This is a genomic window from Streptomyces sp. NPDC048507, assembly GCF_043199995.1.
Taxonomy (GTDB): Bacteria; Actinomycetota; Actinomycetes; order Streptomycetales; family Streptomycetaceae; genus Streptomyces.
The window spans coordinates 48,529-70,215 of record NZ_JBICWZ010000011.1; the positions used below are offsets into that span (position 1 = coordinate 48,529).

Sequence of the window (21,687 nt, forward strand, 5' to 3'; positions counted from 1 at the left end):
GGATACTGGGTGGCATCTGGTGCCCGATCGTCCTCCCGGATATCACCCACGTCGGCGGATCGTCCGGAAAGGAACAGTCATGAAGCGAGACCGCAAGGCCCTGGCGGCCCTGGTCCTGGCACCGCTCATCGCAGGGCCGGCGGTCCTGCTCGGCGCCGAGAGCGCGACCGCGCTACCGGCGGCCACCTGCACGATGACGGCACACACCGGGCCCGGCAGCCCCGTGATCGAAATCAACGGCGGCGGATTCCCGCCGAACAGCAAGGTGGCGATCGGCGCGTCCGCGGCCGGCGCGTTTACCACCACCACCACGGCGGACGGCACCTTCAGGTACGCGCTTCCGGGCACCGCCGAGGCGGCCGCGAAGGCGAACCTCACCGTGACCGGAACGGATGTGAGCGCCACCTGCGTGCTGGCCGCGACCACTCCCGACGAGGTGCCGAACAACCCCCAGAAGGACCCCCAGAAGGACCCCGGAACGGAACAGGAGGACGCCCAGTCCCAGTACCGGAAGGGCTTCTCCGCGGGAATGGCCGACGCGCGCGACGACTGCAAGAAGGCGCCTCCGAAGCAGGGGGCGGCCGCGGTCGACCCCAACTTCGTCAAGGGCTATCTCGTCGGCCAGGAAACGGGATTCGGCCGGTACTGCGGCACGACCGCCCCCTAGCCGCTCCTCCCCCGGCGAAAGAGGGCGGGATCCGGCCCGATCGGCTGTGTGCGGCCCGCCGATGTCGAGAACCCCGCACCGGCTCCGTCCCGGGGGCACGGGCGGCCGCCTCCGGCGCGCCCCACGACGCAGAGGGAGCGGTCGGCATGGCGGTTCAGCGGATGGACAACGTCGGCATCGTCGTCGAGGACATGGACGCGGCCATCGCGTACTTCGTGGAACTCGGCATGGAGCTGGAGGGCACGGCGGAGGTCTCGGGCCCGGTCGCCGACCGGTGCACCGGGCTGGAGGGCGTCCGCTGTGACATCGCGATGCTGCGGACCCCGGACGGGCACGGCCGGCTCGAACTGTCGAAGTACCGCAGCCCCGCGGTCATCGCCGACGGGCCGCGGGCCCGGCCGCACAACGTCCTCGGCACGCACCGCGTCATGTTCGCCGTCGACGACATCGAGGACACCGTGGCCCGGCTGCGCCCGCATGGCGCCGAGCTGCTCGGCGGGCTGGCCCGGTTCGAGGACAGCTACCTGCTCTGCTACGTGCGCGGCCCGGAGGGGATCATCGTCGGACTGGCCGAGCAACTGCGCTGAGAGAGAGCGTCGGGCCCGGAAGCACAAGGCGTGCGGGTCCTGGCGGTTTCGGCTGCGGCGGGGGAACCCTGGGAGCGGCCCCGGATCGAGGGGCGGTCACGTTCCCCCGGAAGGAGACCGGCCATGGACGGCTGGTTCGTGGACGACCGATGCTCCAACTGCGACGTCGCACGGCAGCTCGCGCCCGATCTGATCGGCGAGGTCGACGGACGGTCCGAGATCCTGCGCCCGCCGCGCGACGAGGAGGAGACGCGGCGGCTGCACGCGGCCGTCTTCGCCTGCCCCACCCGTTCGATCCGCCCCGCCTCCGGGCGGCCCGACCCCTATCCGATGGCCCTGGACGGCGGCGTCCTGCTGTGCGGGCACAACTCCCCGCACACCGCCGGGGCCAATTCCTACCTGCTCCCGCGCCCTCGCGGCACGGCCATGATGATCGACACCCCGCGCTGGAGCGCCGCGCTCGCCGAGCGGTACGCGGCCCGGGGGCCGGTCACCGACGTGCTGCTCACCCACCGCGACCACGCCGCGCACGGCCGCCGCTACGCCGACCACTTCGGGGCCCGGCTGTGGATCCACGAGGGTGACCTCGACGCCGCGCCGGACGCGGACCGGGTGATCCGGGGCCTGGAGCCCGTGGAGATCGGCGAAGGGGTCACCGTCCACCCGCTGCCCGGCCACACGGAGGGCAGCGTGCTCTACCTCGCGGACGACCGGTACTGCTTCAGCGGGGACAGCTTCTACTGGTCGCGCACCACCGGGGACCTCGAAGTCGCGGAGAGCGTGGTCTGGTACTCCGTCGAGGAGTTGGCCGCCTCGCTGGCCAGGACGGTGGGGCGGCTCCGGTGCGAGTGGGTCCTGCCCGGGCACGGTGACCGCCGCCGGCTGTCCGCCGACGAGATGTCCCGGCGGCTGACGGCGCTGGCGGAGCGCACCCGCCGGGCGCGGCCCCGGCCGGTCGACTTCACCGCCCTGCGCTGGTGAGGGCGGTACGGACGAACGGGCGGGCCCGGGTCAGGCGAGGCCCGCGGCGATGGCGCGGCGGACGGCCTCCGCGCGGTCGCGGATGCCCGCCTTGGCGAACAGGTTGTTGATGTGCGTCTTGACCGTGGCCTCGCTGACGAACAGCCGCTGGGCGATGCCCCGGTTGGGCAGGCCCTCGCCGATCAGCGCGAGCACCTCGCGCTCGCGGGGTGTGAGGTCCTCGGGCAGGGGCTGCGCGGACGCGGGCGCGGGCGCCGTGATCCGTACGGTGGCCAGCAGCCGGCCCTGGACCTCGCGGTCCAGAACGGACTGGCCCGCGGCCGCGGCCCGGATCGCCCGGGCGATGTCCTGGCGCCCCGCGTTCTTCGTCAGGTAGCCGCGGGCTCCCGCGCCCAGGGCGCCCAGGATGGAGTCGTCGTCGGCGAAGGTGGTCAGGACGACCACCGCCACGTCCGGGTGCTCCGCGGCCAGCCGGCGGGTCGCCTCGATGCCGTCCATCACGGGCATCCTCAGGTCCATCAGCACCACGTCCACCGGTCCGGCCGCGACGGCGGCCAGCACCTCGGCGCCGTTGGCGGCGGCCGCGACGACGTCGATGTCCTCGGCCAGGGCGAGCACCGCGGCGAGGGGCTCCCGGATGGCCGCCTGGTCGTCGGCGACCACCACTTTCAACCGCTGCGTTCCTGCTGCTGGTTCGGTCATTGCGGAATCACTGCCTCCACTTGCCAGTCCCCCCGGTGCGGGCCCTCGGCGACCGGGCCCGCGGTGAGCGTGCCGCCCAGCAGGGCGACCCGTTCGCGCATGCCGATCAGCCCCATTCCGCTGCCGGCGCCCGGGCCCGCCCCACCGGTGGCGGGACGGTTCGCGACCCTCAGTGTGATCGATGCGGTGGCGTACGCCAGCTCCACCCCGACCGCTCCCCCGGGCGCGTACCGGGCCGCGTTGGTCAGGGCCTCCTGGGCGATCCGCAGCAGGTTCTGGACCGCCTGCGCCGGGAGTTCGCGTACGGTCCCGGTGACGGTCAGCGCGTCGTGGTGGCCCGAGGACGCGAGCATCGCCGTCAGGCTCTCCAGGAGCGGCAGGGTGTCCTCGCGCAGCGCGTGCACGGTCCACTGCGCCTGCTTCAGGCTCTCCTTGACCAGGGCGTGCGCCTTTTCGTGCGCCTCGCGGACCTTGTCCATGTCACCGGTGGCGATCAGCGCGTCCGCCAGTTCCAGCTGCATGTTGATCCCGGCGAGCGAGTGCGCCAGGACGTCGTGCACGTCCCGGGCGATCCGGCCGCGCTCGCTCAGTACGGCCGTACGGGCCTCGGCCCGGGCGGCGCGTTCCGCCGACGCCGCCGCCTCGATCACCGCCCCCACGGCCCGGCGCTGGGCCCGGTTGAGGATGCCGATCACGACCGGGATGCCGGTGGCGAGCCCGAAGGTCCACGCCAGCGGGTGCTCCCCCGGGTCGAGGCTCAGGTACAGCACGGCGGCGCAGAGCAGGCTGCACGTTCCGGCGAGGACGAGGGCCGGCCTGGTGTCCAGCCGGTATCCGATGTGGCCCGCGAGGAAGAAGGCGAACAGGTAGCTCGTTCCGCTGTCGCTGACGCCGATCAGCGCGGCCGCCGCGAGGACGCCGAGCGAGAGCCAGACGAGGGCGACGCGCGGCGGGACCCGGCGCTCGGGCAGGCGCCGGGCCAGCAGCGACGCGGAGTTGACCACGAAGAGGGCGGCCACGGCCAGACCGCGGCCGCTGAAGCCCATGGGCCGGATGGTCAGGGCTCCGGCGACGATGACCGCGAGCGTGGCCACCCACTGCACGCGCGGGTCCTGGCCGGGGACGGGACGCGCCCCCGTCCCCCCTTCGGTGTCCGTCGCGGGGGACGGGGCGCTCTGTTCTGCGGGCACGGGCCGAAGATACGGCACGGTCAGGCCGCGCGGCCGAGAAGGGCGACGGAGTGGGCCGTCGCGACCCTGCGGCTGCGCAGGAAGATCGTCGCCACCCGGGTGACGACTTCGGTGAGGGCCATCAGCACGAAGGCCGCGACCCACGCCTGCTGGCTGGTGATGTGGTGTTCGAGGCTGAACCGGGCGACGTGCTCGGCGCCGCCGCCGTGCTCGACCCACGTCTGGAAGCCCATCCGCGCCCCCATGCCCACGACCCACAGGACCGCGGAGACGGCTCCCGCCTTGATCAGGAGGTTCCCGTCGAGGGGACGGATCCGGGTGTAGACGCCGCCCGCGATGCCGAGCGCGGCGCCCACGGCGGTCAGTGCGGCGATCAGGACGAGGTCGTTGCCCCCGGTGGGGATGGAGTCCAGGTACGAGTACGCGACGAAGGCCACGATCCCCAGCGGGAGCAGGAAGGTCTTGTGGTCGAGGCGCCCTTCGCGCAGCTGCCGGAAGACGACGAGGATGAGGGCGATGTCGGTGATCCACTCGGTTGCTGTCATGTCCTCAAGACTGCTGCGCCGCGGCTTCCGGCACCTGGACCCAGGGGTGGAGAGGGGGGTGGAGATCGGTCGCCGGCGGGTCCGCGGGCGGCCCTGACGGGCGGGCGCTTCGTCCGGGCCGGGCCGAACACCCCGTTCGCGGGCCGGTGGCCGGAACGCGTCATCGCCGCCGCCCGCGACCGGACCCTGGGCTCCTGGCACGCGGGACGGCTGACGGGCACCGGCCCGAGCGCGAACGCCGAGGGGGCGCGGCCGGCGGACTTCATCTGCCCGGAGAACGGCCTGCCGCTGCGCAGGACCCTGCTCCTCGACCCCGGGTGAGACCGGACCGCTCCTGCTCCGTGCGGGCCATGCCCGGGCCCGGAGGGGCTGGCCCGGTGGCGGGCGGGGCAGGTGTGGAACCGTGACAGAACGCAGAAATCATCGATACGCGGTCGCCGTCGTCCACCACGACGGCCGCTGGCGGTGCACCCGGCTGGAGCGGACCGCCCTCACCGGTCTCGACGAGGCCGTCACCGCGGTGCGCGGCGCGGGGGCCGACGGCGCGGACGCGGTGTTCGGCCTGCTGAACGCGGACGAGTCGTTCTTCCTGATCGTGCGCCCCACGCCCGCCGGGACGGACCTGATGCTGTCGGACGCGCGCGCCGCCGAGCGGCACACGCTGGCCGCCGAGGTGCTCGCCACCCTGCGCACCGGTCCGCCGGACGCGGAAGCGCCCGGTCCGTGGCCCGCCGGGGCCCTGGGCATCCTGGGCGATCTGGGCATCACGCCGGCCGACATGGCGGTGCTCCTGCGGGGTGGCCGCGTACCCGACGACCAGCTGCGGAGCCTGGCCGAGCAGGGCGGCTTCGCCGCCGAGTTCGCGGGCGCCCGGCAGTAGGGGGCGCGCGGCGGCCGGGCGTCCCCGTACGGCGACGGCCGCCGGACCGGGCCGGATCCCGAGGAGGGAACTCCGGTCCGGCCGGCGGCCGGGGTCACCCGGCCGCGGGAGGAACCGCGCCGGGTGAGGAGGGCGGATCAGGCGGCGGCGAGGGAGACCTCGGTGGCCTTGATCAGGGCGACGACGGAGCTGCCGGCCGCCAGGTTCAGGTCCTTGGCGGCGTCGGCGGTGATCGCGGCGGTCAGGCCGCCCCCGTTGACGTCGACCTTGACGGAGGCCATGGCCGCACCGGCGGCGACGTCGACGACGGTGCCGGGGATCTGGTTGCGGATCGAGACGCCGGTGACGGGGCCGGTGGCCAGGGAGACCTCGGTGGCCTTCACGAGGGCCTTGACCGCGGAGCCCTCGGCCAGGCCGAGCTCCTTCGCGGCGTCGGTGGTGATCGCGGCGGTGATGTCCTGGCCGCCCTCCAGGCGCACCTTCACCGAGGACATGGCCTCACCGGCCGTGACGGAGGTGACGGTGCCGGGGATCTGGTTGCGGATGGACAGGCTCATGAAAACCACGCCTCACTCAAAATCGGGGACGAACGGACGCGGCCGGTGTGACCTGCGCCATGAACGACATTACCCGAGCAAAAAGCGGGTCAAAGAACGCCATGTCTCATTCGCCAGTCGAATGGCGAGTCCCGCATGGCGTTTCGGAGAAAGGCCCACCGACCCCACTTCCAAGGGCCCGAAGACCCGGCCCGACCTGGGACTTCCGACCCAACTCCAGGGCTGCGGCATCTGCTACGAACGGCCGGCGCGATAAACGGCAGATGCAATCCGAAAAGAATTCAAGGGTGGCAGATGAGCCACCGACCCCCCGATTACCCCCGCAGTCACCGCCGGATCTCCGCACCCCGGACGGAAATACGGGAATGGGGCGGCTCAGGCGAGGACCGATTGCACCTCCTGGCGGGCCGCGTCCGACAGGAGTGCGGTCCAGCGCGTGAAGAGGGCGAGCAGGTCCGCGCCGTTGCGCTCGCGGAAGGACTGGTTCACCTTGGCCAGGTCCAGCTCGTTGGCCACCGTGAGTTCGGCGAAGTCGCGGCGCTGCTGCAAGGACGGGGTGAACTCCTCGCCGGTGAAGCGGTCCCGGTAGGTCACCGACGCCGCGTCCGGGGCGGCGAGGCTGGGGTAGGAGGCCTTGCGGTCGCAGCTGGCGTAGAAGTACACGAGCTCCTCCGCCTCCGTGCCGATCGCCTCGCGGAGGCGGGCGCGCTCGGAGAGCTCCAGCAGGATCACGGGCAGCCCGTCCGTGCCGTAGAAGGCGTGGCACAGGGCAGCCGTCCGCAGGGCGGGCCGCCCGCCCCAGGCCGCGAGCAGCGCCTCGACGCGCAGCAGGTGGGTCAGGAGCGTGCCGCCGGAGTGCTTGGCGGTGTCGGCCCCCACCTCCTTGAGCAGGGCGATCGCCGGCGAGTCGGTTCGGTTGTCGTCGCTGTGCATCATCCGTTCATCATGGCGAAGTTCCGGCGGGGAGCGTAGGACGGGACCGCCATGCGGACACCGGCCCGCCCGGCCCGGCGCGGCCCGGCGATATATTTCCGATCTTGGAACAGGAACTCGGGCACCCGGCCACCGCCGGAGCCGCGAGCGCACCGGAGGAGCACGGCATGATCAACCTCTCTGCGGCACCCATGACCTGGGTGGCCACCGGGGACAGCATCACCCAGGCGGTCCTGCACACCCACGGCGCGCGCGGCTGGGTGGAACACCTCCAGGAACGGGTCAGGTGGCAGCTGGACCGGCTGACCGACGTCGTCGTCAACACCGGTGTTTCCGGCTGGCGCGCCGTGGACGTGCTCGCCTCCCACGAGCACCTGATCGGACGTTTCGCGCCCGACGTGCTCTCCATATCGCTCGGCACGAACGACGCCCGCGCGGGGCTGGCGGGGCTGGCGGAGTTCCACGACGCGATGCACCAGCTCATCGACCGTACGGGTACCGACGCCCAGATCGTCCTGCACACCCCGGTGCTCGTCAGCGTCGCCGGGCGTGAGGCGCGCGGCGCGCTCCCGGCGTACGCGCAGGCCGTCCGGGACATCGCGGCGGAGACCGGCGTCCTGCTGGTCGACCACGAGGCGTACTGGAACGCGCACTTCGACGGCGCCGACCCGATCGCCTGGCTCGACGACCCGGCCCACCCCAACGCCGCCGGGCACCTCCAGATGGCCGAGCACACGCTCCGGACCCTGGGCCTGGGGGCCTTGGAACCCCGTACCTGACCCGGCGGGGGCGGCCGGGGTCACAGCGTCGTGACGAGGCCGCCGTCGATGGTGTGGTCGGCGCCCGTGGTGTTGCCGGACCGGCCGGAGGCCAAGAACACGACCAGGTCGGCGACTTCCTCGGGGCGGGTGAAGCGCCCGGTGACGGACTGGGCGGCGGCGCCCGCGACGACATCGCCCGGCGTGCTCCCGGCCGCGCCCGCCACGGTGGCCGCGACCCCCTGGTCCCCGAGCCACAGGGCCGTCTCGACCGGGCCGGGGCTGACCGTGTTGACGCGTACGCCGCGCGGGCCGACCTCCTTCGACAGCGCCTTGCAGAAGGTGGTGAGCGCCGCCTTCGCCGCGCAGTAGTCGATCACCCCCGGATCGGGGAGGAAGGCGTTGACCGAGCTGACGGTGACGATCGACGCGGCGCCGCGTTCGAGGAGGTGCGGGAGGGCGGCCCGGGTGGTGCGGACGGCCGTCAGGAAGTTGAGGTCCAGGGCCCAGGCCCAGTCCGTGTCGGTCAGCGACAGGAACCCGCCCAGCCGGGGTCTGACGGCGCCGACGTTGTTGACGAGGACGTCGAGGCCGCCGAACTCCCCGACCGCCTCCCGTACCGCGCGATCGGGTCCGTCCGCGGTGGTCAGGTCCACCGCGACGGGCCGGACCCGCCCGTCCCCGGCCAGCTCCGTCAGGGGCCCGGCCACCGTACGGGCGGCGGCGACCACCAGCGCGCCCTCGCCGGCCAGTGCGCGGGTGACCGCCAGGCCGATGCCCTTGCTCGCTCCGGTGACCAGCGCCACCTTGTCCTTGAGATGCAGATCCACGAGGACCCACTCTGTACGCCGCCGGGCCCGGCGCGGCCCCGGCGGGGCCGCGGGGTCAGGCGGGTGGCCCCGTACCGTTCGGGACGGGCGCGGAAGCCGGACGGCAAGGGGAGGCCAGGACCGGGGCGGACAGCCGCAGCGGGATCACCGCGGAGCAGGTCCGGGAGCAGGCGGGCGCGTCACGGGCCGCCCTGGCGCGCCGCCGGACGCCGGGGTGGCCTAGCTGCCGGTCGTGCCGTCGAGCAGCTCGCGCAGGATGTCCAGGTGGCCGTTGTGGCGGGCGGTCTCCTCGGTGAGGTGGAGGAGGATCCAGCGCAGGTCGACGCGGAGGCCGTCGCGGATGGTTCCCACGGCCTGCTGGGCCAGGTCGGTCCGGGCGACCAGTTCCCGGTGGCGGGCGCTCTGTTCGGCGTACTCGTCGAGCAGCTGCGTGAGCGGGAACTCGACGGCGATGCGCATCTCGCCGTCCGGGTCCTCGTCCGTGATGGGGGACCGGTCCTCCTCGCCGAGGAAGATCACTTGGAACCAGTAGTTCTCGACCCAGCGGAGGTGGTTGATCACTCCGCTCATGGTCATCAGCGGGGAGCCCGGCAGGAGCGCCGCGCGGGCGTGCTCGGCGGAGACGCCCTCGCACTTGGCCCGGGCGGTGGCCCGGGCGTAGTCGAGGAAGGTGGTGAGCTGGGTGCGCTCGTCCCACGCGGGCGGGGTGTCATCGAGTCTCGTCATCGTGCGAAGCATCGTCGATCACCGGCCCCGACGTCGAAACGTTTACGCGGGGCCCTTCGGGCGGGGGCATCAGTAGGAGTGGTCGACCGTGACGTCGGCCGCCAGGCGCAGGGCCTCTTGGGCGGCCGGGCCGCGCCGCCCCAGCAAGGTGAGGGCGAGGGCATCGACGACCGTGAGGTGGGCCAGCCGGCTGGCGACGGTTTCGAGTCCGAACACCAGGTCCTGGCCCCCCGCGACCAGCGTGCAGTCGCTGGCCTCGCTCAGCGGGGAGCGGGCGTAGCTGGTGAGGGCGATGACCGGGGCCCCCGCCTGCCGGGCGCGCCGGGCGGCGTCCACGGTGCTGCGCGTGGCGCCCGTGTGGCTGATGGCGAAGCAGGCGTCCGTGGCGGTCAGCTGCGCGGCGGCCAGCTGCGCGGTCAGCGGGTCGGCCGGTGCGTCGACGGCGCAGCCCAGGGCGCGCAGCCGGTAGGCGGTGTCCAGTGCGACGGCGCCGGACAGTCCCGCCCCGACCACCAGGACGCGGCCGGCCGCGTCGAGCAGGTCCGTGGCCGTGCGCAGCCGCGCCGGGGTCAGCGTGGCCGTCACCCCGTCGAGCGCCTCCCGGGCGGCGCGGACCGTGTCGGCCAGGGCGCGGGCGGCCGGGTCCTGGTCCCGGGAGGGTTCGGGGGCCGGGGCCGGGGCCTGCCGGGCGGCGGCGATCTTCAGCTCCTGGTACCCGCGGAACCCCAGCCGCTGGCAGGCCCGTACGACGGAGGACGGCGCGGTGCCGGCCAGCGTGGCGACGTCGCTGACGCTGAGGTGCACCAGCTCCGCGCCCTGGTCCAGGACCACCCGTGCCACCCGGGCCTCGGTCTCGCGCAGCTCGGGCAGGTGGGCCCGGATGTGGGCGGCGAGCCCGCCCGGCGTGGAATGAATTTCCATATGGTTATCCTAGCAAGGAATTTCATTCCATCGTCTTGTGTGGGGAGCCGCCGTGCCCGCAGTCCTGCCTTCCCTGACGGGCGCCGCCGCCGTGCCCCTCGTCGTCCTCGCCTCGGCGGTGCTGCACGCCGTCTGGAACGGACTCACCCACGGCCTGGACGACAAGCTGGCCGGGTTCACGCTGATCAGCCTCGCCTCGGCCGGCTGCGGGGGCGTCCTCGTCTGCCTCGCGCCGGTGCCGGACCCGGCGGCCTGGCCCTACATCGGCGCCTCCGCCGCGCTCCAGGTCGCGTACCAGCTGCTGCTCCTGCGCGCCTACCAGCTCGGCGACTTCGGGCAGATGTACCCCACCGCGCGGGGCACCTCGCCCGTCGTGGTGGCCCTGGTCTCCACCACGTTCCTCGGGCACTCCCTGCCCGTGGGCCAGTACCTCGCCATCGCGGTGATCGTCTGCGGTCTGGCGGGCCTCGCCTTCGCCGACGGCGTGCCCGGCCGCTCGCACCTGCCCGCGCTGGCCGCCGCGCTCGGCACCGGGGTGATGATCGCCTCGTACACCCTCGTCGACGGCACGGGCGTGCGCGTCTCCGGCAGCGTGCTCGGGTACGTCGCCTGGCTGTTCCTCTGCCAGGGGCTGGTCCTGCCGCTCATCGCCTGGGGCCTGCGCGGTCCCGCCCTGCTCACCACGCTCCGGCCGCTGTACGGTCGCGGCCTGGCCGGGGGCCTGCTCTCGCTCCTGGCCTACGGGCTGGTGGTCTGGGCGCAGTCCCGCGGTGACCTCGCCACCATCGCCGCCCTGCGGGAAACGAGCATCGTCTTCGGCGCCCTCATCGGTGCGGTCGTCTTCCGCGAGCGCCTCGGCCACCGGCGGATCACCGCGAGCGTCACCGTCCTGGCGGGCATCGCGCTCCTCCAGCTCGCCGCCGCCTGAAGCCCGCCGTCTGAAGCCCGCCCGGACGGCCCGCCCGGACGCCGGTCAGGGGCGCGCCCCGCGCGGGTCCCGGTCGGAGGACGGCCACACGTACGGCAGGTCGTCCGGCACTCCGGGGAAGAGCTCGCGGTAGAAGGCCGGGTCCTTGCGCACCAGTGCGGAGCGGTGGCTGCGGTGGAAGTCCCGCGCGCCCAGCCAGGGCGGCAGCTCGCCGTCGCGCGCCAGCTGCTCACGGGTGCGTACGCCGCCTCCCGGCCGCCAGGCCCCGTAGTCGCGCCGCAGCGTCGCCGCACAGGTGTCGGCGCGCCCCCCGGCCGTCCACGCCCCGCACACGTCGAGCCCGTACCGTACGAGCGCCTCCTCGTACCCCGCCCACATCCGGACCGCCGGGTGGTTGCGCCAGCCGTACCCGGCGACGGTCAGTCCCCGCAGCACCTGGAGCGCCTCGACCCGCTGCTTGCCGAGCCGCCGCGCGTCGAGCACGCCGGCCGTGGCCTCGAACGACGCGAAGGGCAGGAACGTCTGCACGGTCCGCCGCCGCCCCTCAGCCGGCCCCGGGCGCGCCCGGGCGGGGTCCGCCGCCGCCGTGCTCCGGTGCCGCTCCCGCGCTCCGCCTCCGCTCGTCCCGCATGGTCCGCCTCCGCTCGTCGCGATCCGCCCGCCTACGGTCTCCCCGGGCGCCTACCCGGGGCCGGGCCGCGGACACGCCCGGCCCGCGACCGGCGGCCCCGGGGCACGTGGTGAAGCGTTCCCGCCGACAATGGGGGCAGGCGCCCGGGGGCGGCCGCCGCCCGGCTCACCCGGCGCGACCGCCCCCGGCACCCGCTGGGCGCCGAGCACCCGGACCCATCCGCGAAGAAGGGCACGCTTCCCATGACCACCGTCGCCGCATACGCCGCACCCGCCGCCAAGGCCCCCCTGGAGCGCACCACCGTCGAACGCCGTCCGGTCGGTGAGAACGACGTACTGATCGACATCAAGTTCGCCGGAATCTGCCATTCGGACATCCACCAGGTCCGCGAGGGCTGGGGCAAGGCGATCTTCCCGATGGTGCCCGGCCACGAGATCGCGGGCGTCGTCGCCGAGACCGGCCCCGGTGTCACGCGGTTCAAGACCGGCGACCGGGTCGGGGTCGGCTGCATGGTCGACTCCTGCCGCGTCTGCACCAACTGCAAGGCCGGACTGGAGCAGTACTGCGCCGACGGGCCGGTCTGGACCTACAACTCCATCGGCAAGGACGGCGAGCCCACGTACGGCGGCTACGCCCAGACGGTCGTCGTCGACGAGAACTACGTCGTGCGCATTCCCGGGGCCCTGCCCCTGGACGCGGCCGCTCCGCTGCTCTGCGCCGGCATCACCACCTACTCGCCGCTGCGCCACTGGGCCGCCGGCCCGGGCAAGAGGGTCGCGGTGGTCGGCCTCGGCGGGCTGGGCCACGTCGCGGTGAAGATCGCACACGCGCTCGGCGCCGACGTCACCGTGCTGTCCCAGTCCCTGCGCAAGAAGGACGACGGCCTGCGACTGGGCGCCGCCCACTACCACGCCACCAGTGACCCGGCGACCTTCGAGGAGCTCGCCGGCCACTTCGACCTGATCGTCAACACCGTCTCCGCCCCGCTCGACTTCGCCGCCTACTTCTCGCTGCTGCGCACCGACGGGACCATGGTCAACCTCGGCCTGCCCGAGGAGCCGGTGCCGGTGGCCATGCAGGCGCTGTTCGGCGGCCGTCGCAGCATGAGCAGCTCGGGCATCGGCGGCATCGCGGAGACCCAGGAGATGCTCGACTTCTGTGCCGAGCACGGCGTGACGGCCGAGATCGAGCTCATCCGTGCGGACCAGGTCAACGAGGCGTACGAGCGGGTCCTCGCCAGCGACGTCCGCTACCGGTTCGTGATCGACACCGCGACCATCTGACGGCGCCGCGCGACGGCGCGAGACCACCTCGTGGCGGGCCGACGGGGCGCTCCAGCGGCGGATGCCGCTCCCCGGCGGCCGCGCCGGACGACGCTCCCGTCCTCGACGGGGTCGCCGCCTGCTCTCCGGCCGGACCCTCTGACGCGGGCAGCTGATGGGATGTTCGGGTGAACGGTCCGGATCCCGCGTCACAGCGGCGCGGGACGGATTGTCACACCTGTATGACAACAGCGCATCAGCTCTTCCCCCGTCAGGTCACCCCCTCCCCCGCGAAGGCGGCGCGGCGGCGTTCCCGCGATCTGCCCGAGCCGGCCGAGCGGCGCCGGCTGCGCGAGCAGTGGGGTCTGTCGACGCGTCAGGTGGCGCTCGCCTTCGGCGTGACGCCCGCCACCGTGCGGTCCTGGGAGGGCGGACGCACGGCACCGCGCGGCGGCCGCAAGGAGGCGTACCGGCAGTTCCTGTCGGGGCTGGCCCAGCACGGCGCCGTCCTCGGTACGGCGGCCGCGCGCCCGGAGCAACGCCCGGCCCCGGAGCACCCACCACGTCCGGAGCGGCGTCCGCGCCCGGCGCCCGCCGCCCGCCGTCCCGGGCCGACCCGGGTCCGCCCGGTGGTGTGCGGTCAAGCGCCGCGCGTCCCCGCCGGCGTGCCGGAGGCGGGCGTACGGGCCGGCGGCAGGGATCCGGTGTCGCCCGAGCGGATCCGGCGCCTGCGGCTGCTCGGGGCGGCGGCCTGCGTCTGGTCCCTGGCCTGGTGGGTGATCCTCACCTGCCCTCCGCCGCTGTAGCGGCGCACCGGGGCGGGGCGCCCGGGCGGGTCACACGATGCCCGTGACGACGACCCGCACCGCGGCGGCGGGCGCCGCCGCCGCTTCGGCGGCGGCCTCGCGCACGGCCCGGGCCACGTCCGCCGCCCGGTGCCGCGCCCGCACGACCACCTCGACGCGCAGCGCGGCCACCGAACCGTCGGTGCCGAGCGTGACGCGCACCGCCGAGCTTCCCGTACCGCTCCCGCGGGCGGCCGGCGGGCGCGGGCCGGGTGCGTACAGCAGGCCGCGCAGTCCGGGGCGCAGGCAGGCCACGCCGGGAACCGTGAGTACGGCCTCGGCGACCGCCGCGGAATCGGCCCGGGCCGGTGGTGTCTTCACGGCGCGGCCTCCTGCGGCTCGTCCGGGCGGTCGTGGAGGTCGGTGACGGTAACGTCGAGGGCGGCGACGGTCAGGCCGAGCCGGTCGCGGGCGGCCCGGGCAGCGCTGTCGCGCACCGCGAGGGAGGTGGTCCGCAGATCGCGCCCGTACTCCGCGGTGACGTCGAGGTGGACGGAGACGGGTCCGCGCGCGGAGCCGGGGCGGCTGCCCGGCACGGTGATGCGGCAGCTGCCGGCGCGTACGCCGGGCACTTCTTCTGCGGCCGCGCGCAGGGTGCGGGCCGCGACGGACTCGAAGATCCAGCAGTCCTCGCCCGGCTCGCCGAGGGGCAGGTTGCGTCCGGGGCGCAGTTCCAGCCGGACCACGTCCATGACCCGGCGGACCAGCGCGGACGTGTCCACGGCTTCGGCGGTACGCGCCTCGTGGGGGTGCAGCGCGGCGGCGCGCAGGCTCTCCAGCTCCGCGCGCGCCCGGCGGCAGGAGGGGCAGCCGCGGGTGTGCGGGTCGGCGTCGGGCGGGCCGGTCTGCTCCCACACCGCGGCCAGATCCCGTCCGCAGGCGAGCAGTTCGCATCCGTCGTCCTGCGCCGCCTCGTGGGGGTCGGGGGTGTTCATCGCCATGCGGCCATCGCCTCCGTCAGGACGCGCCGGGCCCGGAAGACGCGCGCGCGGACCGCTTCGGGGCTGATGCGTACCGTCCGGGCGATCGATTCGTAGGGCTGGTGCTCGACCTCGCGCAGGACCCAGCAGACCCGCTGTTCCGCGGAGAGCAGGCCCATCGCCTGACCGAGGTCGCGGGCGGCGGCGTGCGATTCGGCGGCGCGGGCGGGCGAGGACTGGTGTTCCGGTGCGGCCGGTTCGGGGACCGAGTCCAGGTCGGCGGCCGTCCGGCGCGCCCGCAGCAGGTTCAGGCACCGGTTGGTCACGATGCGGTGCAGCCAGGTGGTGACGCCCGCCTCGCCCCGGAACTCCGGGAGCTTGCGCCACGCGCTGACGAACGCGTCCTGGACCGCGTCCTCGGCTTCCGCGCGGCTGCCCATGAGGCGTTCGGCGAGCTGCAGCAGGGCCGCCGAGTGCCGCTGTACGAGCACCTCGAACGCCTCCTCGTCTCCTTCCGCCGCCCGGACGGCGAGCAGCCCGTCGTCGGTACGGGCCGTGGACCCGAGCCCGGTGGGGTTCGAGAGAGCGCTCACTCGCGGGCTCCTTCCAGCCTTCGGTGCTTTGACACCGGCGCTGCGGCGCCCGTGACGCACACCCGGCCCCGTACTGCCGTTCGAGTGCTCCACGGACGAGTGACATAACGGAAGGCCGCCCACCGGTGTCAAAGGGATGCAGAGGGACGAACCGGATGAAGGGGAGCGGTCATGACGACAACGCGGGAAACGGCCCCCGCTCAGCCGGAGCGCGGGCCCGGCGCCGGGCCCGCGCCGGATGCGGACGGCGGCAAGGCCCTCGAACCGGGGGCCACGCGCGGGCGGACCTCGATCGCGGACGTGGTGGTCGTCAAGATCGCCGGCATGGCGGCGCGCGAGGTCCCCGGGGTCCACGACATGGGCGGCGGGCTGTCCCGCACGCTGGGGGCGGTCCGCGACCGGGTCCCCGGGGGGCGGCCCCAGCTCGGGCGGGGCGTGAAGGTCGAGATCGGCGAACGGCAGGCCGCCATCGACGTCGAGCTGGTCGTGGAGTACGGCGTTCCCGTACCCGACGTCGCCCGGGACGTGCGGGAGAACGTCATCGGCGCCGTGGAGCGCATCACCGGGCTGGAGGTCGTCGAGGTGAACGTCACCGTCAACGACGTCCACCTGCCCGGCGATGAAGACCCGGCGGGCGCCGGGGACACCCGGGTGGCGTAGGCCGACGGCCGTCGGCCCTACAGCGTGCGCGCCGAAGCGATGTCGTCGGCGATCCGGAAGACCGTACGGGTCTCGGTGAGGTCCAGGACCCGGGACAGCTGCGCGGGCACGGGACCGGCCACCACCAGCCGGCCCGTGCGCAGCACGCGCAGCATCAGGTTCAGGAAGGAGGAGTCGGCGTAGGTCAGCGCGGCGACGTCCAGGACGATGCGCCGTACCCCGGGATCGGCGCCGGCCGCCGAGCAGGCCGCTTCGAGCGGCCCGAGGGTGTCCAGGTCGAACTCGCCCGCACAGCTGATCACACGGACACCGTCCTGGTCGGGCACGACCCTCACCTGCTGTTCCACCCGTACTCCTCAACCTCGTCCGGCCCGGCGCCGTCCGGCGCCGCGCCCACGGGCCAACGTACCCACGCCACGGCACGCGGGCACAACCCCCGGACATGATCCCAACCACAGCCCCGCTCCCCGGCGCGGCCCCGGGCGTGGCGCGCGGCGCGGCGCGCGGAGGGCCGCGCGGAGGGCCGCGCCGTCATCGGACAGGTGCTCAGAACGCGGGCCCGGCGGCACGATCGGGCCTGTGGCACGTCTCTCCGTACGTCATCTCCCCCCTTACCGAACTCCCTAGTAATGTTCACTGCGCGCGCTCGCGCGGGGACTTGGCGGTGGTGGGGCCGGGCGCTGGGGCTGGGGGCCGGATCCGCTGGGCGCCTGCCGCGCACCAGGGCCGGCGGCACGCCGGCGCGGTCCCGGGAACTGCGATCCACCCGCGCCCTCGCGTCCACGCACCAGCGGGTGACAACACTGGAGAGCCCCCACATGCCTGAGACAGCCGGATCCCGTCGGCAGACCGCGATCGTCGTCGGCGCGAGCGTCAGCGGGCTCTTCGCCGCAGCCGTGCTGGCGGACTTCGCGGACGTCACGATCATCGAGCGCGACACGCTGCCCGACGGGCCCGAAGGACGGCAGGGAGTGCCGCAGGCCCGGCACGCCCACCTGGTGTGGAGCGGCGGCGTACGGGCCTTCGAGGAACTCCTCCCCGGTTTCGTCGACGACGTCGTCGCCCGGGGCGGCCGGCTGCCGCACATCATGGGCGACATGGTCTCGCGCGCCCCCAACGAGGTCTGGTTCCGCCGGTTCACCTCCACCCGGCACCACAACCTGGTGTGCTCGCGGAACCTGCTCGACCACGCCCTGCGCGAGCGCGTCCTGCGCGACCCGCGCATCAGCCTCGAAGAGAACACCGTGGCCGAGGGCCTCGTCGGTGGCGCCGGCCGCGTCAGCGGCATCCGCGTGCGGGGCGGCTCCGGGGAGCGGACCCTTCCCGCCGGTCTGGTCGTCGACGCCTCGGGCCGCGGCTCCCACGCCCCCGGATGGCTGGAGGAGCTCGGGCTGCCCGCCGTCACCGAGCGGCAGGTGGACGCGGGGGTGGCGTACGCGACGCGCCTCTACCGGGCTCCCGCCGCCACGGTCGGCAGCTTCCCGATCGTCAACGTGCAGGCCGTGCCGTCACGTGCCCCCGGGCAGGGCGGCATCATCCTTCCCGTCGAGGGCGGCCGGTGGATGGTCACCCTCTCCGGCACCCGTGGGGGCGAGCCCACCAAGGAGGCCGACGAGTTCGCCGGATTTGCCAACGGCCTCGCGGACCCCGTCATCGGCGACCTCATCGGGGGAGCAGAGCCGCTGGGCGGGGTCGTCACCACGCGCAGTACCGCCAACCGGCGCCGCTACTACGAGCAGATGAGGAAGTGGCCGGACGGCTTCGTCGTGCTCGGGGACGCCATAGCCGGGTTCAACCCCGTGTACGGTCACGGCCTCACCGTGGCGGCCCAGTGCGCGGTCGCCCTCCGGACGGTGCTGCGCTCCACGGCCCTCACCGCCCCGGGCACCGCGCGCCGCATCCAGCGGGCCGCGGCCCGCCCCGTCGCCGGGGCGTGGGACCTGGCCGTCGCCCAGGACGCCGCCTACCCGGGCGCCACCGACACCCCGCCGACGGCCGTCGAGAGGTTCCTCGCCCGCTACGTCGACCGGGCGGTGACCACCGGAGCGCGCAATCCCACGGCGCTCGGTCACCTCCTCGACGTGATGAGCCTGTCCAGGCCCGCGACCCGCCTCTTCGCCCCGGCCATGCTGATCGCCATGGCGTTCGGCCGGAAGGCCCCGCACCTGCCCGGGCCGCCGCTCAGCGCCGCGGAGCGCGAGAACGCGCGGCCGTAGGGGCCGTCAGTCCCGCTCCGGCCCCGGGCGCAAGACCGCGCCGCGAACGTGCTCCTCGTGTGCGCCCAGGAGGCGCTCGGCCGTATCGCCGCTGATGAGCAGGGCCGTACTGAGGGTCTGCAGGAGGAAGCAGCGCAGCAGCTCGGGGTCGGTGGGCACGTCCAGCTCCACCGCCACGGGCCGGGCGGCGCGCCGGGGCGGAGCGGGGGCCGCGTGCACGGCCACCTGCTCCGCGAGCTCCCGCAGTGCCTCCGACAGGGCCCTGGCCCTGCGGGGGTGGTCGGCCCACGACGCGTCCTCGGCGGCGGGCGGGCCGTCCGGGGCTGCGCCCTGACCGAGGCCGTAGCCGCGCCGCCCCGCCCGGTGCAGGGTGGCGATGACGGCCCCGGCCAGCGGTTCCAGGAGCGGTTCCCGCCGGCGCGCCTGCTCGGCGAGGTAGCGCAGGGCTTCGTGGAGCACACCCGTACGGTGCGCCCACAGCGCCCGCCGGCGGGCCGGGTCCGTCGCGTTCGGCGCCGGCAGCGCGGCGAGCAGGCGGTGCACCTGGTCCAGCAGGTGGCGCAGCGCCGGAGCGGGGGCGGACACGTCCACGGGTTCCTCCGCGGCCAGGGCGTCCCGGGCGTCCTGCGCCGCGCCCTGGGCGAGGCACGGCGGGGCCGTGCACCGCGCGGTCATGGTGATCGTCGTGCGGCCCACTTCGTTCCTGCTGTAGATCGTGGTAATGCCGTCGTAGTTGGCGAAGGGACGCAGCCGGCACGGGACCCGCTCCCCCAGTTCGACCATGAGCCCGAGTTCCAGCGTGTCCGCCTCGCTCCCGGCGACGCTCCTCGTCGGCCAGCTCCCCGAGACGGTGTGGCAGACGGCGTCGGGCATGCCGTCGGCGTCGAATTCGATCCGCCCGGCCGGATCCGTCACGGGCGCCCGGGACTCGTCACCTGCACCAACGCTCATCCGCCGAACCTTTGCTGACGCCGAATCACCCTCCGGCCACACACTACGTCGCCCGCACCCGGTCCCGTACGGCCCGTCGGCGCGGGCGGGGTGCGGGGGAAACGATCGTTTCGTTGTGGATCCGTTCGGTTCCGTGATCTAGTGAGGAAACCAGGTCCCGGGCCGTCCGGACCGCACGTCCGTTACGTCCCGCCTGGAGGTCCCGTGAGCGACGCGTACGAGCGGCTGGCCGAGACCGTGCGGGAGGTCGAGGAGCTCAGGTGGGCGTCCGGACTCGACCGGGCCTCGGTCTTCCGCCTCAAGGACCTCTCCTTCCACACCTCGCTCCCGGAGTCCGACATCGGGCGGCTGCTCGACGGGGAGCCCGTCGAGGCGCCGGCGAGCGGCCCGGGCGAGCTGGCGCGGCGGATCGCGTTCCTGCGGGAAACCCGCCTCACCGTGGACGCGCACACCGGCGGCCCGCGCCCGTACACCACCGCCGAAATCGCCGCCGGCAGCGGCATGACGCCGCAGTGGCACGGCAAGCTGCTGAACCGGAGCACGCCGAACATCTGGCACGGCGCGGGTCTGGCCAAGTTCTTCGACGTCCCCATGGAGTACTTCACCCACACGCCGCCCGAGGCCGTGAAACGGGTCCTGGACGGCAAGGTCGTCCCGGGCCTCACGGCGTTCCTCAAGAACCCCTCGCACGCGGTGCGCAACCGCCACGCCATGCAGATCCAGCTCCGTCTGGGCGACCAGGAGCTGCCGCCGCACCTGGAGGCGGCGCTGATGGCCTTCGTCGACGCGATCACGCACGAGAACGCCGTGACCCCGAAGACCTGAACCGACCTGAATCGGCCTGAACCGGCCTGAACCGGCCTGAACCGGGCCGGGCCGGGCCTTCAGTCACCGGAGACGGCGCGCGCGGCAAGCCGTCTCCACCATCCATCGGAAGGAACGCAGCGTGCGGGCATTACGGGCGAGCGGACGGCGGATCGCCGGCCTTCGCGGGGAACTACTCGTGGCGTTCGGCGGGCTGCCGGGCGGGAGCCACCGGGCATGACCGGATCCGACTACTACGTTCCCGCCGGCATCGCGGCGGTCGCGCTGGCGGTCAAGTCGCCTTCGTTCTGGCGCACCTGGCACTCGCCGATGTCGAAATCGATCTTCGTGATCCTCGCGGCCTCGACCGCCGTGTTCGTCTTCAGCGCACCCCCGACGATCGAGCGGGTCAACCGCGTCACGGGCGTCCCCAACTTCTCGGCGCCCCTCGTCTACTGCATTCTGACGTGCCTGTCCTGCGCCTCACTGGTGCTCGTCATCCACTGGCGCGGCGGCCCGCAGGAGACCCTGCGGCGGCACACCAGGATGTGGATCGCGGCGACCGCCGCCGTGATCGCGGCGTTGTGCCTGCTCTTCTCGCTCAGCGACGTGCCCGTCGAGCAGCAGCGCTCCTTCGACACCTTCTACGCGAGCACCCCGTACGTGCGCGAGATGATCCTGCTCTACCTGGGCGCGCACACCGCCACCAGCCTCGTCGTGGCGGCGAAGTGCTGGCGGTGGGCCCGTGAACTGCGAGAACTCCAGGCGGCCTGGACCCACTGGGGTCTGCTGATCCTCGTCTGCGCCTTCGTCATCACCGTGACGTTCGCCCTGTTCAAGTTCCTTGCGATCGGCGCCCGCTGGGCCGGTACGAGCGCCTGGGATCCGCTCAGCACCGAGGTCGCCCCCTCCCTGGCAGGACTGGGCGTGGGCCTGACCACCGTCGGATTCCTGGTCCCGGTCGTCGGCCCGCGGCTGGAGTCGATGTGGCTGTCCTGGCGCGCCTACCGGGCGATGGAACCGCTCTGGCGCGCCCTCGAACCCTTCGCGGGACGCGGGAAGCGCATGCCGATCCATCCCACGTCGTCGCTGGAGTTCCGGGCCATGGCCCGGTCCACGGAGATCGCCGACCGGCTGCTCAATCTGGCGCCCCATCTGGACGACCGGCACCGTGCGGCGGCCGAACGGCACGCCCGCGCGCACGGGTGCACGCCGGACGCCGCCGTCGTCTTCGCCGAAGCGGCCACGATCCGGGCGGCCCTGCTCGCCGCGCAGAGCGCCGGAGCGGCGGCTTCCGGGCAGGTTCCCGGACGGGCTTGCGCCGCTGTCGAGAGGAGCGCCCCGACGCGCGCCGAGGTCTCGGGGACGCACGGTCTCGCCCGGCTGAGCATCCAGTTCTCCCGGATCCACCACTCGGATCTCCCGGTCGACGTCCGCGGCCCGGAAGACCATTGACCACATCCGGTGCCGCGCATCCGCCTTTTTCCTCGCGCGGAAATGCGCGGAATACCGGGCGGTGAAATGCGCGATGTGCCCTGCGGTTTCGTCCTTCGTGGATTCAGCCGTGGGGCCATGGCGCAACGAGTAAGTCAAGACTTAC

At 73.9% G+C, this 21,687-nt stretch carries 26 protein-coding genes; 12 read left to right on the plus strand and 14 right to left on the minus strand.

The features are described 5' to 3' along the window. The first annotated feature begins 79 nt into the window (after positions 1-79). The 3 genes from ACGFXC_RS26680 to ACGFXC_RS26690 all read left to right on the plus strand — a co-directional run bounded on the left by ACGFXC_RS26680 (position 80) and on the right by ACGFXC_RS26690 (position 2,235). On the plus strand, positions 80-667 hold the full coding sequence (locus tag ACGFXC_RS26680; RefSeq protein WP_393716843.1) for a hypothetical protein: 588 nt from the start codon (positions 80-82) through the stop codon (positions 665-667). A 146-nt stretch (positions 668-813) separates the two neighbouring features. Then, the gene (locus ACGFXC_RS26685; RefSeq protein WP_393716845.1) at positions 814-1,254 is read left to right on the plus strand and encodes a VOC family protein; all 441 of its coding nucleotides are present in this window, start codon (positions 814-816) and stop codon (positions 1,252-1,254) included. 123 nt (positions 1,255-1,377) lie between these two features. Further along, positions 1,378-2,235: an MBL fold metallo-hydrolase gene (locus tag ACGFXC_RS26690; RefSeq protein WP_393716846.1), complete on the plus strand. Its 858-nt coding sequence runs from the start codon at positions 1,378-1,380 to the stop codon at positions 2,233-2,235. A 30-nt stretch (positions 2,236-2,265) separates the two neighbouring features. Here the strand turns inward: ACGFXC_RS26690 and ACGFXC_RS26695 are convergent, their stop codons facing one another. Genes ACGFXC_RS26695 through ACGFXC_RS26705 form a run of 3 tightly spaced genes read right to left on the minus strand, consistent with a single transcriptional unit; the run spans position 2,266 to position 4,672 of the window. Continuing rightward, the gene (locus tag ACGFXC_RS26695) at positions 2,266-2,937 is read right to left on the minus strand and encodes a response regulator (protein ID WP_393716848.1); all 672 of its coding nucleotides are present in this window, start codon (positions 2,935-2,937) and stop codon (positions 2,266-2,268) included. Continuing rightward, the gene (locus ACGFXC_RS26700; protein ID WP_393716850.1) at positions 2,934-4,145 is read right to left on the minus strand and encodes a sensor histidine kinase; all 1,212 of its coding nucleotides are present in this window, start codon (positions 4,143-4,145) and stop codon (positions 2,934-2,936) included. The genes ACGFXC_RS26695 and ACGFXC_RS26700 overlap by 4 nt, the downstream gene beginning before the upstream one ends. A gap of 2 nt (positions 4,146-4,147) precedes the next feature. Beyond that, positions 4,148-4,672, minus strand: coding sequence for a hypothetical protein (locus ACGFXC_RS26705; protein ID WP_393716852.1), 525 nt, complete (start codon positions 4,670-4,672; stop codon positions 4,148-4,150). 403 nt (positions 4,673-5,075) lie between these two features. Here ACGFXC_RS26705 and ACGFXC_RS26710 point away from each other — a divergent pair, with 403 nt between their 5' ends. Continuing rightward, the gene (locus tag ACGFXC_RS26710) at positions 5,076-5,552 is read left to right on the plus strand and encodes a tRNA adenosine deaminase-associated protein (RefSeq protein WP_393716853.1); all 477 of its coding nucleotides are present in this window, start codon (positions 5,076-5,078) and stop codon (positions 5,550-5,552) included. A 137-nt stretch (positions 5,553-5,689) separates the two neighbouring features. Here ACGFXC_RS26710 and ACGFXC_RS26715 read toward each other — a convergent pair whose 3' ends face one another. Continuing rightward, a complete protein-coding gene (locus tag ACGFXC_RS26715; protein WP_393716855.1) occupies positions 5,690-6,109 on the minus strand; it encodes a molybdopterin-binding protein in 420 nt (139 codons plus the stop codon). A gap of 375 nt (positions 6,110-6,484) precedes the next feature. Beyond that, positions 6,485-7,045, minus strand: a complete 561-nt coding sequence (locus tag ACGFXC_RS26720) for a DUF6817 domain-containing protein (protein ID WP_393716857.1) — start codon at positions 7,043-7,045, stop codon at positions 6,485-6,487. 101 nt (positions 7,046-7,146) lie between these two features. Between ACGFXC_RS26720 and ACGFXC_RS26725 the strand changes: the two genes are divergently transcribed. Further along, positions 7,147-7,821 (plus strand): SGNH/GDSL hydrolase family protein, encoded by a 675-nt coding sequence (locus tag ACGFXC_RS26725; RefSeq protein ID WP_393716858.1) that lies wholly within the window; start codon positions 7,147-7,149, stop codon positions 7,819-7,821. Positions 7,822-7,841: 20 nt separating this feature from the next. Here the strand turns inward: ACGFXC_RS26725 and ACGFXC_RS26730 are convergent, their stop codons facing one another. The 3 genes from ACGFXC_RS26730 to ACGFXC_RS26740 form a co-directional block, all read right to left on the minus strand. Continuing rightward, positions 7,842-8,630: an SDR family NAD(P)-dependent oxidoreductase gene (locus ACGFXC_RS26730; RefSeq protein ID WP_393716860.1), complete on the minus strand. Its 789-nt coding sequence runs from the start codon at positions 8,628-8,630 to the stop codon at positions 7,842-7,844. A gap of 219 nt (positions 8,631-8,849) precedes the next feature. Next, positions 8,850-9,356: a DinB family protein gene (locus tag ACGFXC_RS26735; protein ID WP_393716862.1), complete on the minus strand. Its 507-nt coding sequence runs from the start codon at positions 9,354-9,356 to the stop codon at positions 8,850-8,852. Between the two features lie 69 nt (positions 9,357-9,425). Further along, positions 9,426-10,277, minus strand: a complete 852-nt coding sequence (locus ACGFXC_RS26740) for a MurR/RpiR family transcriptional regulator (protein WP_393716864.1) — start codon at positions 10,275-10,277, stop codon at positions 9,426-9,428. 52 nt (positions 10,278-10,329) lie between these two features. On the opposite strand from ACGFXC_RS26740, the gene ACGFXC_RS26745 reads away from it, so the two are divergent. Next, positions 10,330-11,205 (plus strand): EamA family transporter, encoded by an 876-nt coding sequence (locus ACGFXC_RS26745; RefSeq protein WP_393716866.1) that lies wholly within the window; start codon positions 10,330-10,332, stop codon positions 11,203-11,205. Between the two features lie 45 nt (positions 11,206-11,250). Here ACGFXC_RS26745 and ACGFXC_RS26750 read toward each other — a convergent pair whose 3' ends face one another. Further along, positions 11,251-11,733, minus strand: a complete 483-nt coding sequence (locus tag ACGFXC_RS26750; RefSeq protein ID WP_393716868.1) for an MSMEG_6728 family protein — start codon at positions 11,731-11,733, stop codon at positions 11,251-11,253. A gap of 345 nt (positions 11,734-12,078) precedes the next feature. Between ACGFXC_RS26750 and ACGFXC_RS26755 the strand changes: the two genes are divergently transcribed. Both ACGFXC_RS26755 and ACGFXC_RS26760 read left to right on the plus strand, forming a co-directional pair. After that, positions 12,079-13,119 carry an NAD(P)-dependent alcohol dehydrogenase gene (locus ACGFXC_RS26755; protein ID WP_393716870.1) on the plus strand — a complete coding sequence of 347 codons (1,041 nt, stop codon included), beginning with the start codon at positions 12,079-12,081 and terminating at the stop codon, positions 13,117-13,119. Between the two features lie 221 nt (positions 13,120-13,340). After that, positions 13,341-13,904 (plus strand): helix-turn-helix domain-containing protein, encoded by a 564-nt coding sequence (locus tag ACGFXC_RS26760; RefSeq protein ID WP_393716871.1) that lies wholly within the window; start codon positions 13,341-13,343, stop codon positions 13,902-13,904. Between the two features lie 30 nt (positions 13,905-13,934). On the opposite strand, the gene ACGFXC_RS26765 is transcribed toward ACGFXC_RS26760, so the two are convergent. The 3 genes from ACGFXC_RS26765 to ACGFXC_RS26775 are packed head-to-tail and all read right to left on the minus strand — an operon-like array spanning position 13,935 to position 15,456. Beyond that, the gene (locus ACGFXC_RS26765) at positions 13,935-14,264 is read right to left on the minus strand and encodes an Asp23/Gls24 family envelope stress response protein (protein ID WP_393716873.1); all 330 of its coding nucleotides are present in this window, start codon (positions 14,262-14,264) and stop codon (positions 13,935-13,937) included. After that, a complete protein-coding gene (locus ACGFXC_RS26770; protein WP_393716875.1) occupies positions 14,261-14,884 on the minus strand; it encodes an Asp23/Gls24 family envelope stress response protein in 624 nt (207 codons plus the stop codon). The genes ACGFXC_RS26765 and ACGFXC_RS26770 overlap by 4 nt, the downstream gene beginning before the upstream one ends. Continuing rightward, positions 14,875-15,456, minus strand: a complete 582-nt coding sequence (locus ACGFXC_RS26775; RefSeq protein WP_393716876.1) for an RNA polymerase sigma factor — start codon at positions 15,454-15,456, stop codon at positions 14,875-14,877. Before ACGFXC_RS26775 ends, ACGFXC_RS26770 begins: the two co-directional genes overlap by 10 nt. Positions 15,457-15,627: 171 nt before the next feature. Between ACGFXC_RS26775 and ACGFXC_RS26780 the strand changes: the two genes are divergently transcribed. Then, entirely contained in the window at positions 15,628-16,116 is a 489-nt protein-coding gene (locus tag ACGFXC_RS26780; protein ID WP_393716878.1) for an Asp23/Gls24 family envelope stress response protein, read from the plus strand. A gap of 17 nt (positions 16,117-16,133) precedes the next feature. Here ACGFXC_RS26780 and ACGFXC_RS26785 read toward each other — a convergent pair whose 3' ends face one another. Further along, positions 16,134-16,463, minus strand: a complete 330-nt coding sequence (locus ACGFXC_RS26785) for an STAS domain-containing protein (protein WP_393716880.1) — start codon at positions 16,461-16,463, stop codon at positions 16,134-16,136. 471 nt (positions 16,464-16,934) lie between these two features. Here ACGFXC_RS26785 and ACGFXC_RS26790 point away from each other — a divergent pair, with 471 nt between their 5' ends. Continuing rightward, on the plus strand, positions 16,935-18,332 hold the full coding sequence (locus ACGFXC_RS26790) for an FAD-dependent oxidoreductase (protein WP_393716882.1): 1,398 nt from the start codon (positions 16,935-16,937) through the stop codon (positions 18,330-18,332). Positions 18,333-18,338: 6 nt separating this feature from the next. Here the strand turns inward: ACGFXC_RS26790 and ACGFXC_RS26795 are convergent, their stop codons facing one another. Beyond that, a complete protein-coding gene (locus tag ACGFXC_RS26795; protein WP_393716884.1) occupies positions 18,339-19,283 on the minus strand; it encodes a hypothetical protein in 945 nt (314 codons plus the stop codon). A gap of 204 nt (positions 19,284-19,487) precedes the next feature. Here ACGFXC_RS26795 and ACGFXC_RS26800 point away from each other — a divergent pair, with 204 nt between their 5' ends. Next, a complete protein-coding gene (locus ACGFXC_RS26800) occupies positions 19,488-20,108 on the plus strand; it encodes a hypothetical protein (RefSeq protein ID WP_393716886.1) in 621 nt (206 codons plus the stop codon). 216 nt (positions 20,109-20,324) lie between these two features. Next, positions 20,325-21,542, plus strand: coding sequence for an MAB_1171c family putative transporter (locus ACGFXC_RS26805; protein ID WP_393716888.1), 1,218 nt, complete (start codon positions 20,325-20,327; stop codon positions 21,540-21,542). Positions 21,543-21,687: the final 145 nt, after the last annotated feature.

What these genes read in the sequence shown, in the direction of transcription:
- ACGFXC_RS26695 (WP_393716848.1), bottom strand. Translation starts at nt 2,937, where the DNA reads ATGACCGAACCAGCAGCAGGAACGCAGCGGTTGAAAGTGGTGGTCGCC.
- ACGFXC_RS26705 (WP_393716852.1), bottom strand. Translation starts at nt 4,672, where the DNA reads ATGACAGCAACCGAGTGGATCACCGACATCGCCCTCATCCTCGTCGTC.
- ACGFXC_RS26680 (WP_393716843.1), top strand. Translation starts at nt 80, where the DNA reads ATGAAGCGAGACCGCAAGGCCCTGGCGGCCCTGGTCCTGGCACCGCTC.
- ACGFXC_RS26770 (WP_393716875.1), bottom strand. Translation starts at nt 14,884, where the DNA reads ATGGCGATGAACACCCCCGACCCCCACGAGGCGGCGCAGGACGACGGA.
- ACGFXC_RS26720 (WP_393716857.1), bottom strand. Translation starts at nt 7,045, where the DNA reads ATGATGCACAGCGACGACAACCGAACCGACTCGCCGGCGATCGCCCTG.
- ACGFXC_RS26790 (WP_393716882.1), top strand. Translation starts at nt 16,935, where the DNA reads ATGCCTGAGACAGCCGGATCCCGTCGGCAGACCGCGATCGTCGTCGGC.
- ACGFXC_RS26740 (WP_393716864.1), bottom strand. Translation starts at nt 10,277, where the DNA reads ATGGAAATTCATTCCACGCCGGGCGGGCTCGCCGCCCACATCCGGGCC.
- ACGFXC_RS26690 (WP_393716846.1), top strand. Translation starts at nt 1,378, where the DNA reads ATGGACGGCTGGTTCGTGGACGACCGATGCTCCAACTGCGACGTCGCA.
- ACGFXC_RS26795 (WP_393716884.1), bottom strand. Translation starts at nt 19,283, where the DNA reads ATGAGCGTTGGTGCAGGTGACGAGTCCCGGGCGCCCGTGACGGATCCG.
- ACGFXC_RS26685 (WP_393716845.1), top strand. Translation starts at nt 814, where the DNA reads ATGGCGGTTCAGCGGATGGACAACGTCGGCATCGTCGTCGAGGACATG.
- ACGFXC_RS26805 (WP_393716888.1), top strand. Translation starts at nt 20,325, where the DNA reads ATGACCGGATCCGACTACTACGTTCCCGCCGGCATCGCGGCGGTCGCG.
- ACGFXC_RS26755 (WP_393716870.1), top strand. Translation starts at nt 12,079, where the DNA reads ATGACCACCGTCGCCGCATACGCCGCACCCGCCGCCAAGGCCCCCCTG.
- ACGFXC_RS26760 (WP_393716871.1), top strand. Translation starts at nt 13,341, where the DNA reads ATGACAACAGCGCATCAGCTCTTCCCCCGTCAGGTCACCCCCTCCCCC.
- ACGFXC_RS26715 (WP_393716855.1), bottom strand. Translation starts at nt 6,109, where the DNA reads ATGAGCCTGTCCATCCGCAACCAGATCCCCGGCACCGTCACCTCCGTC.
- ACGFXC_RS26780 (WP_393716878.1), top strand. Translation starts at nt 15,628, where the DNA reads ATGACGACAACGCGGGAAACGGCCCCCGCTCAGCCGGAGCGCGGGCCC.
- ACGFXC_RS26735 (WP_393716862.1), bottom strand. Translation starts at nt 9,356, where the DNA reads ATGACGAGACTCGATGACACCCCGCCCGCGTGGGACGAGCGCACCCAG.